Genomic DNA, 14576 nt, shown 5'->3' with positions numbered 1-14576 from the left:
TCAGCTCATCTTCTCTTTGGTCGGTTAGCCAACACCCTGGCCAGAGTGGCTTCATCGGCGGCTACGATGGCATGGACTCGGCTGGTGACGCCAAGCTTCTTGAGAATGGCCGACACATGCGTCTTGACCGTGGTTTCCGCGATATCGAGCTGTCGGGCAATGGCCTTGTTGGATCCGCCGCGTATCAGCAGCATCAGCACGTTAAGCTCCTTGTCGGTGAGCTGCTCGAGGCGTCGTCCGAATTCAGAGGTCGGCGTATCAGTAGAGTGCTGCGGGTGTTGGCCCGGTGATGAAGGACGTCGCAACAGCTCCGCAGGCAGATAGACCTGACCATCGAGAATCTGGCGCAGTGCCGCCATCAACGCCGAGCGTGGTGTTGATTTGGGCACATAGCCAACGGCACCAAGGTCCAAGGCATCCAGCACGATGCGGCGATCGCTTTCGGCAGACACGACGGCCACAGGAACTTCGGGGAAGTGCTGGCGCAACCGGGCCAGACCGTCGAGACCTGCCGCGTCCGGCAGGTTGAGGTCGAGCAACACCAGGTCCACTTCATCGTTCTCACCGAGATGCATCAGCAGATCAGCGAAGCAGTCGGCTTCGCAAAGCTCGCTTCCTGGCAGGGCGGAATCCACGACGCCGCTGAGAGCGTCGCGAAACAGCGGATGGTCGTCGGCCACTAGTAGCCGGTACATGACAGTTGCTCCTTGTTATTGGTGGGGTGGCGTCTCCTACCGAAGGATGAGGCCAACTCCTGCCTGGGCAGTATGTCGCAACTCGCCCTGGTGACCAAGACTGGATAGGTATGGATTCGATCACAACCATAATGACGTCGCCAAGACGACGAATCAGCTCAGGAGTCATGCCATGATTTATGCCAACCCCGGTCATTCCGGTGCCGTTGTCAGCTTCGAACAACGTTACGGTAACTACATTGGCGGAGAGTTCGTGCCGCCGGTCAAGGGCGAGTATTTCGACAATATCAGTCCGGTCAATGGTGAGGTGTTCTGTCAGATACCCCGCTCCACGGCGGAAGACATCGAGCTGGCGCTGGATGCGGCGCACAAGGCGGCGCCAGCCTGGGGCAAGACCTCCGCGACGGAACGCAGCAACATCCTGCTCAAGATAGCGGATCGTATCGAGGCCAACCTAGAAAAGCTTGCCGTTGCCGAAACCTGGGACAATGGCAAGGCGGTACGCGAGACCTTGGCCGCCGACATTCCCCTGGCAGTGGATCATTTCCGTTATTTTGCAGGCTGTATCCGCGCGCAGGAAGGCACTGCTGCGGATATCGATGCCAATACGGTGGCTTATCACTTTCATGAGCCGCTGGGTGTGGTAGGGCAGATCATTCCCTGGAACTTCCCGCTATTGATGGCCACCTGGAAGCTGGCGCCTGCCTTGGCCGCCGGCAACTGTGTGGTATTGAAGCCAGCAGAACAGACCCCCGCCTCGATATTGGAGCTGGTCAAGGTCATCGGTGACCTGTTGCCACCAGGTGTGGTCAACATCGTCAACGGCTATGGCGCTGAAGCCGGCCAGGCGCTGGCCACCAGCAAGCGCATCGCCAAGATTGCGTTCACCGGCTCCACCCCCGTGGGTGCCCACATTCTCAAGTGCGCTGCCGAGAACATCATCCCTTCCACGGTGGAGCTGGGTGGCAAGTCTCCGAACATCTATTTCGCCGACATCATGAACGCCGAGCCGGAGTTCATCGAAAAAGCGGCAGAAGGACTGGTACTGGCCTTCTTCAACCAGGGGGAAGTGTGTACCTGCCCATCCCGTGCGCTGATTCAGGAAAGCATCTACGAGCCCTTCATGGCCAAGGTGATGGAGCGGGTCGCCAAGATCAAGCGTGGCAATCCGCTGGATACCGATGTGCAGGTGGGGGCCCAGGCATCCCAGGAGCAGTTCGACAAGATCATGTCGTACATGGAGGTCGCGCGTCAGGAAGGGGCCGAGTTCATCACCGGTGGTGACAAGGAGAGTGTCGACCCCGCCTATTCCCATGGCTTCTATATTCAGCCGACCCTGCTCAAGGGCAACAACAAGATGCGCGTGTTCCAGGAGGAAATCTTCGGCCCGGTCGTGGCCGTGACTACCTTCAAGGACGAAGCCGAGGCGCTGGCGATTGCCAATGATACCGAGTTCGGGCTCGGTGCCGGGGTGTGGAGCCGGGACATCAATGTGGCCTTCCGCATGGGTCGCGGGATTCAGGCCGGTCGTGTCTGGACCAACTGCTACCACCAGTATCCAGCGCATGCCGCCTTCGGTGGCTACAAGAAGTCCGGTGTCGGCCGCGAAACGCACAAGATGATGCTCGAGCACTACCAGCAGACCAAGAACCTGCTGGTCAGCTATGACATCAACCCGCTTGGTTTCTTCTAAGGAACCTCTGATAAGCCCTCGCCTGATGGTTTTTCACCAACAGGCGAGCGGACATTCCCCCTGACTTTCAGTGCAGTACTCGATACTCCCGCCACTCATGCGAGTGGCGGGTCTATACCATTATCTGGTTCGAGGTAATGCTCATGGAAAGTACGATGAAAGCTGCTGTAGTGCGTGCGTTCGGTCAACCGCTGAGTATTGAAGAGGCTCCTGTGCCGCGTCCCGGGCGTGGCGAGATCGTGGTCAAGATTGCGGCATCCGGAGTCTGTCATACGGATCTGCATGCTGCCCATGGTGACTGGCCGGTCAAGCCAAATCCTCCGTTCATTCCTGGACATGAAGGTGTCGGTCATGTGGCGGCAGTGGGTGATGGGGTTCGTCATGTGAAGGAAGGCGACCGGGTCGGAGTGCCCTGGTTGTACAGTGCCTGTGGGCATTGCGAGCACTGCCTGGGCGGCTGGGAAACGCTGTGTGAATCGCAGCAGAATACCGGCTATTCCGTCAACGGAGGGTTCGCCGAGTACACCTTGGCAGATGCGGGTTATGTGGGACATCTGCCCGACAATGTCGGCTTTGTCGATATCGCACCGGTGCTATGTGCCGGGGTGACGGTGTACAAGGGACTCAAGGTGACGGATACACGCCCCGGCCAATGGGTGGTGATCTCGGGCATCGGTGGCCTGGGCCATATGGCGGTCCAGTATGCACGCGCCATGGGCCTGAATGTTGCCGCGGTCGATATCGATGACACCAAGCTTGAACTGGCCAGACGCCTTGGTGCCAGTGTGACCGTCAATGCCATGCATGAGGATCCTGCTGCAGCACTCAAGCGCGATATCGGTGGGGCTCATGGGGTGCTCGTGACTGCCGTATCTCCCAAGGCCTTCGAACAGGCCCAAGGTATGGTCCGGCGTGGTGGCACCATCTCTCTGAATGGATTGCCGCCAGGCGACTTCCCGCTGCCGATCTTTGACACGGTGCTGAATGGTATCACCATCCGGGGTTCCATCGTCGGCACACGCCAGGATCTGCAGGAAGCCCTGGACTTTGCTGGCGAGGGTAAGGTGCATGCTACCGTCTCGACCGATAGTCTCGAGAATATCAACGAGGTGTTTGGACGCATGCTCGAAGGCAAGATCGAAGGGCGTGTCGTGCTGGACATGAATGCTTGATGCGTTGAAGCTGGCGCCCCTGACTCTGCAAATTTGCCAAGACAGGGGCACCAGTGCCTACCTCTTGTCGTTCTGATTCGTCACTGATCGGCTGAATTGACGTTATAGCTGGTGATCAGATTGCGATAGTCAGGAATGTGGTTGGAGAAGAGTTCTCCCAATCCTTCGATATCGTTGCGCCAATCGCGATGCAGTTCACATGCGATGCCAAACCAGGTCATCAACTGCGCGCCGGCCTGGGACATGCGATCCCATGCCGCGTGGCGGGTCATGTCATTGAAGGTGCCCGAGGCGTCGCTGACCACGAATACCTCGAATCCTTCTTCCAGCGCGGACAGCGCGGGGAAGGCCACACACACTTCAGTGACCACGCCAGCGATGATCAGCTGCTTCTTGCCCGTGGCCTTGATGGCTTGAACGAAGTCCTCGTTATCCCAGGCATTGATCTGGCCAGGACGGGCGATATAGGGCGCATCAGGGAACATCTCCTTCAGTTCGGGAACCAGAGGGCCATTGGGGCCGGTCTCGAAACTGGTGGTCAGGATGGTCGGCAAGTTGAAATACTTGGCCAGATCCCCGACAGCCAGCACATTGTTCTTGAACTTGTCCGGGTCAATGTCCCGCACCAGCGACAGCAGCCCGGCCTGGTGATCCACCAGCAGCACGGCAGCATTGTTCTTGTCGAGTCGTACATATGGCTTGCTCATGACATTCTCCTTTCAGGGGGTCTGGTGCCTGGATGGCACCGGTTTGCCTTACGGCCTTGCTATCTGCCCGAACCGACCGCTGTTGAGGTCGTCGATTGCTTGCACGATTTCCTGTTGGCTGTTCATGACGAAGGGACCATGCCCTACGATGGGTTCATCGATAGGTTCTCCGCTCAGCAGCAGGACTTTGGCGTCCGTGTTGGCTTCGATACTGATCTCCTGGCCGGCCCGATCGAGCGCGATCATTTCTGCTTCGCGGACGACGGCATCTCCGTTCACCTGCACGGTTCCATGCAATACGATCAGCATGCTTGCCCAGCCATCGGGCAGCGTCAGCGCGCTGAAGCTGCTTTGGTTGAGACGCAAGTCCCATACATTCATGGGCGTAAAGGTGTGCGCTGGACCTGCTTGCCCGCCAAACTGACCTGCAATGATGCGCATCTGGCCTGCATCGTTGGGCAACTCCACTGTCGGGATGTCACGTTCGAGAATGGCCTGATATCCCGGTGCGCTCATCTTGTCCTTGGCAGGAAGGTTCACCCACAGCTGAACCATTTCCAGCTTGCCGCCTGACTGGCTGAAAGCAGGAGAGTGAAACTCTTCATGCAGGATGCCAGCTCCTGCGGTCATCCATTGAACGTCTCCCGGCCCGATGACACCGCCCTGGCCCGTCGAGTCTCGATGCGCCACTTCACCGCTGTAGACGATGGTGACGGTCTCAAAACCACGATGGGGATGCTGGCCGACACCGCGAGGCTTGGTCGCAGGGGAGAAGTCTGCCGGGCCAGCATAGTCGAGCAACAGGAAAGGACTGGTCTGCTTGCCGTGGCTGTTGTACGAGAACAGAGAGCGCACCGGGAAGCCGTCACCCACCCAGTGAGGACGAGGGGCGCTGTAGATACCGAGAGTCTTCTTCATGCTCATGGCGATCTCCGCATAAGTGTGGTGCCAGGGTTGTTGAAGAAAGCATAAACATGGGACGCTGAGCTATGTAGACTGTGAAAATCGAACTGATAGTTCTATTTGGTGAACGGTGATGCAGGATCTGAACGATCTTTATTATTTCGTCCAGGCGGTGGATCACGGTGGATTCGCACCCGCCGGGCGAGTTCTGGGGATGCCGAAGTCGAAGCTCAGTCGCCGTATTGCCCATCTGGAAGAGCGCCTGGGAGTGAGGCTCATCCAGCGCACGACGCGCCAGTTCGTAGTGACGGAAATAGGCCGGACATACTATGCACACTGCAAGGCCATGCTGGTGGAGGCTGAAGCTGCACAGGAGGCCATTGAAGGTATTCAGGCAGAACCGCGTGGCGTCGTGAGTGTCACCTGTCCCATCACCATGCTGCATGTGCATGTCGGCGCCATGCTGGCGGACTTCATGGCCTTGTATCCCGCCATCACGCTGCATCTGGAAGCGACCAATCGTCGTGTCGATGTGGTGAGCGAAGGTATCGATGTGGCGATTCGTGTTCGGCCACCGCCGATCGAGGATAGTGATCTGGTCATGCGGGTGCTGGCGGATCGTGGCCAATGTCTGGTGGCCAGTCCTGCATGGGTGCGCAAGGAAGGCTTTCCTATCTCGCCTGCCGACTTGAGCGGATTATCCAGCCTGGGGCTGGGAGCACCGCAACAAGCATATGCCTGGGTGTTGTATGGGCCCGAAGATGCACAAGCCAGAGTGCCTCATTCACCACGTTTCGTGACAACCGACATGATCGCGTTGCGCAACGCAGCCCTGGCGGGGATAGGTGTTGTCCAGTTGCCTTTGCTGATGGTACGAGAGCAACTGGAGGAAGGTTCCCTGGTCAAGGTCGTGCCGGAGTGGGCACCGCGCCGGGAAATCATCCATGCTGTCTTTCCAAGCCGGCGTGGCATGCTGCCATCCGTACGTGCATTGGTGGATTATCTGGCCGCTCAATTTGCTGTCATTCATGAGGAATGAGATGACAGAAAGGGTCACTGCCTGTCAGTGAACTGGGCAAGATTCAGCTCATGGCTCTTGCCTAGCCACATCACACCTTGGGTATGGTCGAACAGGTCATCGTCGGTGCCGAGATGAACGAAAATGTCGAGATCGCCACGGTTCAGAGCGAGCCAGGGAATGATGTCGCCAAAGGTTTCTGGAGCAAAGGACAGTTGGCAGCTCCAGAGAGGATGTGGTCCTACCGGTTTCTGGTGGAAGCGACCGATCCGAATCGGAAAGTGTTCGGCGCATTTTTCTGCCAGGGCCTGTGCCCTGGCCATGCCCGCCTCATCCGTGTAGTAGAGGTGGGCATGGTAGTAGCGGATAGTGTCAGGGGAAAAAGGGGAAGTGGCGGGCATGATGGCACTCTGTCCTGCAGTGGTGGAACGAAGCATGTTGGAACGAAACTCCAGCATGCCCGTTGAATCCATCGTTTTCCAGTGACCTGATGAAGTCGAGCGTCACCAGTTGCGCCGCCCGATACGGGTCAGTTCACCCTGTAGTTGAGCCACTGCGGTGGTGCCGTCGATGTCGCCGGAAAGCACTTCATGAACGCGGTTGAACAGGGCATTGGACACGCGCGGATAAGCGGCTTTGGTGATCGAGGATGGGCGCGGTATGCCGCCGACCAGAGTGTCATAAAGCTCACCCATGGAAGGATTGCTGGCGAGCACTTCCGGATCCTGATAAAGCGCTTCGATGGTCGGGTTCATACCGGCCTGGATGGCATGCTCGCGTTGCTGTGGAGCCGCCGTGATATAGGCGACCAGTTCGGCGGCCAGTTGCGGGTGTCTGGAGTAGCGTGAAACGGCCAGGTTCCAGCCACCCAGGGTCGCTGCCGACTCGCCATCGGGGCCATGCGGAAGCGGGGCCATGCCGATCTTGTCCTGGACGGCACTTCCGTCGCCATTGGCCAGATTCCACACATAGGGCCAATTACGCAGGAAAAGGGCGTTGCCGGACTGGAACACGCCGCGGGTTTCTTCCTCGGTATGGTTGAGTGTGCCTTCGGGGGATATCGTGCCGATCCATGCGGCTGCCATGTCCAGAGCTGCCGCCGCATCAGGATTGTCGATGGTCACCTTGCCTTCGGTATCGACCAGCGTGCCGCCGCCATGGCTGGCAATCCATTCCAGGGCGTTGCAGCTCAGGCCTTCATAAGCGCGGCCCTGGAACACATAACCCCAGAAATCCTTGTTGCCTTCGGCACGCTCTGCGGCCTGAATCTCGTTGGCGGTCGCTGTCAGTTCCTCCCAGGTTCGGGGCACCGGCTTGGCGTATTTTTCCAGCAGGTCCTTGCGGTAATAGAGCAACCCGGCATCGGTGTACCACGGCAAGGCGACCAGGCGTCCATCAATGGTGTTGTTGTCGATCAGGGCGGGAAAGAAGCCATCGCTAGCCGTATCGGGCAGATATTCGGAGAGATCCGCCAGGTGCTCCGACAGCAGGCCTGGCCAGACGATATCGACAAACAGCACGTCGACTTCGTCAGATTCGCTCCCCAACAACTGCTGATACAGGGACATGCGCTCTGTCGGGTTGTTCGGAGTAGAGACGATATCGACCTGGTTACCGGTCTCCTTGGCCCAGCGCTTGGCCAGGATCGGGCAATAGTCGTTGGCATCCGCGGAACCGCAGGCCACGGAGATGGTTTCGGCCAAGGCCTGGGGAACGGCAAGCGCGGCGCCTGCAACCGCAAGGCCCAACAGACTGCAGCGCTGGAGTTTACGTAGTGATGGCATATTGAACAGGGGCATCGAATCCTCTCTTGTCTTTGTTGTTGATGGCCTGATGTGGTTGATGAAGGTCTGGCGTGGCGATTGAAGGTCTGTCAGGCGGCGGCACGCACACCATGCGCTGGCAATGCCTTGTCCTGGCTGTCGAACAGGTGGGTATGGGAAACATCCACGCTCAGGCCGACGCGTTGTCCGATCTGCCAGCGGCTGGGTGCGTCGCCACGATGGATCAGCAGGGCGTCACCCGCCTTGGGTTCCAGATAGACGTAGATCTCGTTGCCCAGGTACTCGATATTGACGATCTTGAAATCGTTATCGCCGGCTGGATCGGTAAGGCTCAGGTGTTCCGGACGTACGCCGAATGTCAGGTTGTCGCCTTGCCTCTCATTGCGCGCATCGTGCGGCAGCGCCAGCTCACCGATACCGGGAACATTGACCTGGCAGCCTTCTGCACGGCTTGCGGAGAGCTGGGCGGGCATGAAGTTCATGTTTGGTGAGCCAATGAAACTGGCGACAAAGCGCGTGGCCGGGCGCTGATAGAGATCCTCGGGACTGCCGACCTGTTCCACTCGACCCGCGCGCAGTACCACGATCTTGTTGGCCAGGGTCATGGCTTCGACCTGGTCGTGGGTGACATACACCACGGTGGAGCCGCGTTGATGGTGGAGACGAGCGATTTCGTTACGCATCTGCACGCGCAGTGAGGCGTCCAGGTTGGACAGAGGCTCATCGAACAGCAGGATGTCCGGATTACGTGCCATGGCACGGCCCATGGCCACACGCTGGCGCTGGCCACCGGACAGAGCCTTGGGCTTGCGCTCTAGCAGTTCCTCCAGCTGGAGCGTGCGTGCGGTTTCCATGACGCGCTGTTCGACAGTCTGGGCGTCCTCCTTGGCCAGCTTCAAGCCGAAGGCCATGTTGTCGTATACCGTCATGTGCGGGTAAAGCGCATAGGACTGGAACACCATGCCGACTCCGCGCTCCCGGGGAGGCAGGTCGTTGACCACACGATTGCCGATCTTGAGTTCGCCGGAGGTGATGGATTCCAGACCGGCAATCAGGCGTAGAAGGGTCGACTTGCCGCAGCCGGAAGGTCCGACAAAGACCACGAAATCTCCATCGCCGATGGAAAGATCCACATCTTTGATGATGTGAGTACTACCGAAGACCTTGTTGAGTTTTTCCAGTGTCACGCTTGTCATGAGAGGGCTCCTGACGATCTGCGAAAAGCGCTGGCCAGGCGGGTATTCAGGATGGCCGGCGCTTTATTTCTTGTTGATCGATATATCGCTACAGGTTGATGGAGGGTTATCGTTCGATGGCGATATAGGCCGCCTGGTAAGGCGGCAGGGTCAACTGATCCTGGGCCAGCTCGGCGAGGAAGCCGTGTCCTTCGCTGGCTGCGCTTTCCTTTCCATCGAGGAGCTTGCCGGCTACCGGCAACTGGCACTGCTGTGTACGGCCCAGAAGATTGAATACACACAGCAGATGCTCGTTTTCAGTTCGGCGACTGAAGCCGAGCAGGTCCTCGCCCAGATCGATCAGTTCCAGTTCGCCTTCGATCAAGGCTGGGTGTGAACGACGGAAGGCCAGCAGACGGCGCACGGCGTGCAGGGTCGAGTTGCTGTCCTTCTCCTGACAGGCGACCGCCAGAGGGCGCTGAGCGTCGGAGACCGGCAACCAGGGAACGATGCTGCTGTCCTTTCCGCTGCTGGAAAAGCCGGCATTTGCCGCAGAGGTCCAGGGCATCGGTGTCCGGCATCCATCACGGCCCTTGAATTCCGGCCACAAGACCTTGCCATAGGGATCCTGAATCCTGTCGAAAGGCACATCCGCCTCGGGCAGGCCAAGTTCTTCCCCCTGATACAGACAGACGCTACCGCGCAGTGAGAACAGCAAGGCCAGGGCCACCCTGGGATAGGCGCGGGGGTCTTCACCGTCACCCCAGCGGCTGGCACAGCGCTTGACGTCATGATTGGACAGTGCCCAGCACGGCCAAGCATCACCCGCCAATTGCTGGAAGCGTTCGATCACGCCATGCAGATAGGCAGGTGAATGCGGATCGTTGAGCAGGTCGAAGGTGTAGGCCATGTGCAGCTTGTCGCCGCCAGAGGTGTATTCCGCCATCCTCTCGAGTGGATGATCGTCGCCAATTTCACCGACGGTGGTGGTGCCGGGATATTCGTCCATCAGGGCACGCAGGCGTTGCAGGAAAACGAGGTTTTCCGGCTGGCTCAGGTCGTGGATATGGCGCTGGCGGCTATAAGGATTGGTGGCCGGAGCTCCCATGGTCTGCTCGCCGGCTTCCACCGCAGGGTTGTCCTTGAGCGACTGGCTATGAAAGTAGAAGTTGACGGTATCCAGGCGGAAGCCGTCGACCCCCAGGTCCAGCCAGAAACGCATGTTGTCCAACTGGGCCTGCTGTACCTCCGGGTGGTGGAAGTTAAGGTCAGGCTGACTGGCCAGAAAGTTATGCAGATAGTACTGGCTACGCCGGGCATCGAAGGTCCAGGCAGAACCACCGAAGATGGAGAGCCAGTTGTTGGGAGGTGTGCCATCAGCCTTGGGATTGGCCCATACATACCAGTCTGCGCGTGGGTTGTCGCGGCTCTGGCGGCTTTCACTGAACCATGGGTGCTGATCAGAGGTATGGCTGATGACCTGGTCGATGATGACCTTGAGGCCCAGGTCATGAGCGCGTTCAAGCAGCGCCTTGAAGTCCTCCAGTGTGCCGAACATGGGATCGACATCACGATAGTCGGAGATGTCGTAACCAAAGTCGGCCATCGGTGAAGTGAAGAACGGCGACAGCCAGATGCCATCGACACCGAGGCTGGCGACATAATCCAGACGCTCGATGATGCCACGCAGGTCGCCGATGCCGTCTCCGTTGGCATCCATGAAGCTGCGAGGATAGATCTGGTAGATCACGCCACCACGCCACCAGGTCAGGTTGTCTTGCATGAGGTCATTCCTTATAGAGAAAAATGAATCAGCCCTTTACCGCGCCGGCAGTGAGCCCGGAGACGATGCGGCGCTGGAAGATCATCACCAGGATGACCAGGGGCACGGTAACGGTGACTGAGGCGGCCATGATCGGGCCCCAGGGCAGCTCGTGCTGACTGTTGCCGGAGATCAGGGCGATGGCCACGGGGACAGTGCGCTGGCTGTCGGTGAGCGTGAACGTCAGGGCAAACAGGAATTCGTTCCAGGCAGCGATGAACGCCAGCAGTCCGGTGGTCGCCATGGCAGGCCACATCAGGGGCAGGAATACCCGAGTGATGGTGACCCAGGGTGTGGCGCCATCCATGATCGCCGCCTCTTCAAGCTCCATGGGCAACTGGCGCATGAAGGTGGTCAGCACCCAGACCGTGAAGGGCAGGGTGAACACGGTATAGCTGAGGATCAGGCCACCTGGATTGTTGTACAGGCCCAGCGCGCGAATGACCTCGAACATGCCTGACAACACGGCTACCTGGGGAAACATCGAGACGCCGAGGATGGTCAGCATCACGGTGGTACGGCCACGGAAGCGCACCCGGCCCAGGGCATAGGACGCGGTGATACCGAGCAACAGAGCAATGAACACCACTGATATAGCGACCAGCACCGAGTTGCCGATGGCGCGCACGAAGCTGCTTTCGGAAAAGATGGTGGCGTAGTTGGCCAGGTCAGGAGCCGATGGCCACAGTTCCATGCGGAACAAGTCGCTCGATGGTTTCAGCGAGGTGATCACTGCGTAGTAGAACGGAAAGATGGCGTAGACCAGCACGACGGCAGTGAGGGCGTAGAAGCCAAGGCGCTTGGCGATCTTGAACAGGGCTCGAGTATTCAGAACCTTGTCGTTCAGAGCATGATGATTCATTGCTCGACTCCCAGTTGACGGCGACCGAGGTAGAGGTAGATGACCACGGCGAAGGAGATGATCAGGAACAGCAGCGTAGAGGCCGCACTGCCGTAGCCCACGTCCTGGAATTCCACCAATTGCTGGCGGGCATAGATCGACATTGTCATGGTGCTGGTGGAATTGGATGTCAGCACATAGATCACATCGAAGACACGCAATGCATCGAGCAGGCGGAAGATCACCGCCACCATCAATGCGGGTGTGATCAACGGCAGAGTGACACGGAAGAACACCTTGAGCGGATGGATGCCATCGACTTCAGCCGCTTCGTAGCAGTCGCTGGGCAGCATCTGCAGCGCTGCCAGCACCAGCAGGGCAACGAAGGGAATGGTCTTCCACACGTCGACCATGATCACTGCCCACATGGAAAGGTCCGCGTCGGCAGTCCAGGCCAGTGGAGCGTCGATGATGCCAAGCAGCATCAACAGGTGGTTGATGATGCCGAACTGGTCATTGAGCATCCACGCCCACATCTTGGCGGAGACAATGGTGGGGATGGCCCAGGGGATCAGTACCGCGGCACGTACCAGCATGCGTCCCTTGAACTCGGCGTTGAGCAGCAGGGCGACGATGATGCCGAAAACGACCTCCAGGGATACTGAAACCACGGCGAAGTAAACGGTATTCCATACCGATGTCCACCAGACCGGGTCGGCAAGAAGGCCGTACCATGCGCCGTCATCGTGGACCAGGTAGTTTTCAAAACCGATGAACATGCCGCCGGTGGTGTCGGACAATGAGGCATCGGTAAAGCTCAGGTAGAAAGTACGCAGCAAAGGCCAGGCCGCCACGATGAGCAGGGACAGGAGCATCGGGGTGAGGAACAGCCAGGCGGCACGGACCCGCTGACGACGTACCTTGGTGCCACGATACCCCGTCCGGTCAGCGGACGGGGTGTCAGCACGCTGAGGAGTGGGGCTGTCAGATACGCTATTGTCGGACACAGTGGATGTCATGATGAATTCCTCGCTTACCAGCGACGACGCTTGAGGCGCTGGAGTTCGCTGTTGAGCTGGGCAAGCGCATCGGCACCGCTCTGTTCACCGGACAGGACCTGGTGAACGCTGTTGAAGAAGCCATTGGTCACTCGGCCGTACTTGTCCATCGTGACAGAGGAAGGACGGGCAACAGCATTCAGGAAGGTGTCGTAAAGCGTGCCGAAGAAGGGCACGGCAGCGAGGACTTCTTCATCTTCGTACAGAGCAGGCATGGTCGGGTTGTAGGAGGCTTCTATCGCACGGCGCTTCTGCTCATCTTCCGACGTCAGGTAGGCCACCAGGTCAGCGGCAAGCTCAGGGTTCTCGGAATAGCGCGAGACTGCCAGGTTCCAGCCGCCGAGCGCTGCGGCACTTGTGCCATCCGGGCCATGGGGCAGCTGGCTGACACCGACCTTGCCCTTGACGTCACTGTTATCACCCTGGGACAGGGCCCAGGCATAGGGCCAGTTGCGCATGAATACCGCATTGCCGGCCTGGAACACACCGCGGGCTTCTTCTTCGGTGTAGTTGAGCACGCCATCCGGACTGATGCTGCCAATCCAACTGGCGGCCAGGTCAAGCGCAGCAGCGGCCTGGGGGTTGTCGATGGTGATTTCCCCCTCGTCATCGACGATGGAACCACCACCGTAGCTGTCCACCCATTCCAGCGCGTTACAGGTCAAGCCTTCATAGGCACGGCCCTGGAAGACATAGCCCCACATCTTGCTGTTGCCTGCTTCGCGTTCGGCGGCCTGGATCTTGGTCGCGATGTCGGTGAGTTCTTCCCAGGTCTGCGGGACATCGAAGTCATATTGCTCAAGCAGGTCCTTGCGGTAATAGAGCACGCCAGCATCGGTAAACCAGGGCATCGCCACCAGTCGGTCATCCACTGTGTTGTTGGCGATGATGGCCTCGAAATGACCTGCTCCTGCATCTTCGCCAAGCAATTCATTGAGATCTGCCAGGTGGTTGGCCAGCAGCCCCGGCCATACCACGTCGACCTGCATTACATCGATATCACCGGACTGGGCAGAAAGGACCTGTTGATAGAGAGATAAGCGCTCGGTAGAGGAATTGGGGGTCGTGACCACATCGACACGGTGGCCGGTTTCCTTTTCCCAGGCGGCCACTGCCTGTTTGCATAGGGTCAGCTCGGTACCCACGGCACCGCAGGATATGGTCAGATCGGCGTCTTCCTGAGCCTGGACCTGGCCGCAGAGGCTGGCAAGGGCAAGACTGGCCAGTGCAAGAGTGGCGTAGAGTGGCGTTTTTCTCATGAGGGTACCTCGTTTGTTGTTGTGCCTGGGGATTTGGCTAGTACCTGGCGATTTGCTGGCTAAAGTGTTGGAAACGAACTTAATCGTTTAAGATTGCCTAGTCGCTAGTTAAATGACAGATAGGTGCCACTGCAATATCGACTTTGGTGTTAAGAAACTTCTTATTAGCGGGAAAATCGCCGAGAGAGGTGCGGCTGATTGATATTAATTGTTTGATTTTATTGTGTTTTGTGAAATATTGAATAGGCTGCGAAAGTGGTTTGAAAGCTAATTGATAGTAAGTAAACATACGTAAAAATTTTCTTGTTAGGGTTCTTTAAGGCAAATAGCCAGCCTTCTATTTAGACATTGGTTGTAATTTTACGACTTTCTCCTGTCTTGCTTGTCTAAATCGTTTAAGTTCTATCTCCGGTGTTCTAACAACAGTTCTAGCAACAGTCCTGACAACA

At 58.2% G+C, this 14576-nt stretch carries 13 protein-coding genes; 3 read left to right on the top strand and 10 right to left on the bottom strand.

The features are described 5' to 3' along the window. Positions 1-5: 5 nt before the first annotated feature. Complete coding sequence (locus E4T21_RS15565; RefSeq protein ID WP_149285918.1) at positions 6-695, bottom strand: response regulator; 690 nt, start codon at positions 693-695, stop codon at positions 6-8. A 172-nt stretch (positions 696-867) separates the two neighbouring features. Here E4T21_RS15565 and exaC point away from each other — a divergent pair, with 172 nt between their 5' ends. After that, complete coding sequence (exaC, locus tag E4T21_RS15560) at positions 868-2388, top strand: acetaldehyde dehydrogenase ExaC (RefSeq protein ID WP_149285917.1); 1521 nt, start codon at positions 868-870, stop codon at positions 2386-2388. A gap of 143 nt (positions 2389-2531) precedes the next feature. Beyond that, a complete protein-coding gene (gene adhP / locus E4T21_RS15555; protein WP_187775019.1) occupies positions 2532-3560 on the top strand; it encodes an alcohol dehydrogenase AdhP in 1029 nt (342 codons plus the stop codon). Positions 3561-3640: 80 nt separating this feature from the next. Here adhP and ycaC read toward each other — a convergent pair whose 3' ends face one another. After that, positions 3641-4267, bottom strand: a complete 627-nt coding sequence (ycaC, locus tag E4T21_RS15550; RefSeq protein WP_149285915.1) for an isochorismate family cysteine hydrolase YcaC — start codon at positions 4265-4267, stop codon at positions 3641-3643. A 48-nt stretch (positions 4268-4315) separates the two neighbouring features. After that, positions 4316-5191 carry a pirin family protein gene (locus tag E4T21_RS15545; RefSeq protein ID WP_240349180.1) on the bottom strand — a complete coding sequence of 292 codons (876 nt, stop codon included), beginning with the start codon at positions 5189-5191 and terminating at the stop codon, positions 4316-4318. A 112-nt stretch (positions 5192-5303) separates the two neighbouring features. Between E4T21_RS15545 and E4T21_RS15540 the strand changes: the two genes are divergently transcribed. Continuing rightward, the gene (locus tag E4T21_RS15540; protein ID WP_149285914.1) at positions 5304-6209 is read left to right on the top strand and encodes a LysR family transcriptional regulator; all 906 of its coding nucleotides are present in this window, start codon (positions 5304-5306) and stop codon (positions 6207-6209) included. A 14-nt stretch (positions 6210-6223) separates the two neighbouring features. On the opposite strand, the gene E4T21_RS15535 is transcribed toward E4T21_RS15540, so the two are convergent. The 7 genes from E4T21_RS15535 to E4T21_RS15505 form a co-directional block, all read right to left on the bottom strand. Next, complete coding sequence (locus E4T21_RS15535) at positions 6224-6625, bottom strand: DOPA 4,5-dioxygenase family protein (RefSeq protein ID WP_476702814.1); 402 nt, start codon at positions 6623-6625, stop codon at positions 6224-6226. Between the two features lie 66 nt (positions 6626-6691). After that, a complete protein-coding gene (locus tag E4T21_RS15530; protein WP_240349179.1) occupies positions 6692-7987 on the bottom strand; it encodes an ABC transporter substrate-binding protein in 1296 nt (431 codons plus the stop codon). 74 nt (positions 7988-8061) lie between these two features. Then, the gene (locus E4T21_RS15525) at positions 8062-9168 is read right to left on the bottom strand and encodes an ABC transporter ATP-binding protein (protein WP_149285913.1); all 1107 of its coding nucleotides are present in this window, start codon (positions 9166-9168) and stop codon (positions 8062-8064) included. A gap of 106 nt (positions 9169-9274) precedes the next feature. Further along, positions 9275-10930, bottom strand: a complete 1656-nt coding sequence (locus E4T21_RS15520; RefSeq protein WP_149285912.1) for an alpha-glucosidase — start codon at positions 10928-10930, stop codon at positions 9275-9277. Positions 10931-10958: 28 nt separating this feature from the next. Further along, on the bottom strand, positions 10959-11801 hold the full coding sequence (locus tag E4T21_RS15515; protein WP_149287263.1) for a carbohydrate ABC transporter permease: 843 nt from the start codon (positions 11799-11801) through the stop codon (positions 10959-10961). Positions 11802-11827: 26 nt separating this feature from the next. Next, complete coding sequence (locus E4T21_RS15510; protein WP_240349178.1) at positions 11828-12829, bottom strand: carbohydrate ABC transporter permease; 1002 nt, start codon at positions 12827-12829, stop codon at positions 11828-11830. 14 nt (positions 12830-12843) lie between these two features. Continuing rightward, a complete protein-coding gene (locus E4T21_RS15505; RefSeq protein ID WP_149285911.1) occupies positions 12844-14127 on the bottom strand; it encodes an ABC transporter substrate-binding protein in 1284 nt (427 codons plus the stop codon). Positions 14128-14576 lie beyond the last annotated feature (449 nt).

This window comes from Halomonas binhaiensis (assembly GCF_008329985.2).
GTDB lineage: Bacteria > Pseudomonadota > Gammaproteobacteria > Pseudomonadales > Halomonadaceae > Halomonas > Halomonas binhaiensis.
The sequence above is the reverse complement of the archived record's forward strand: the minus strand, read 5'-3'. Positions and strand labels throughout refer to the sequence as shown.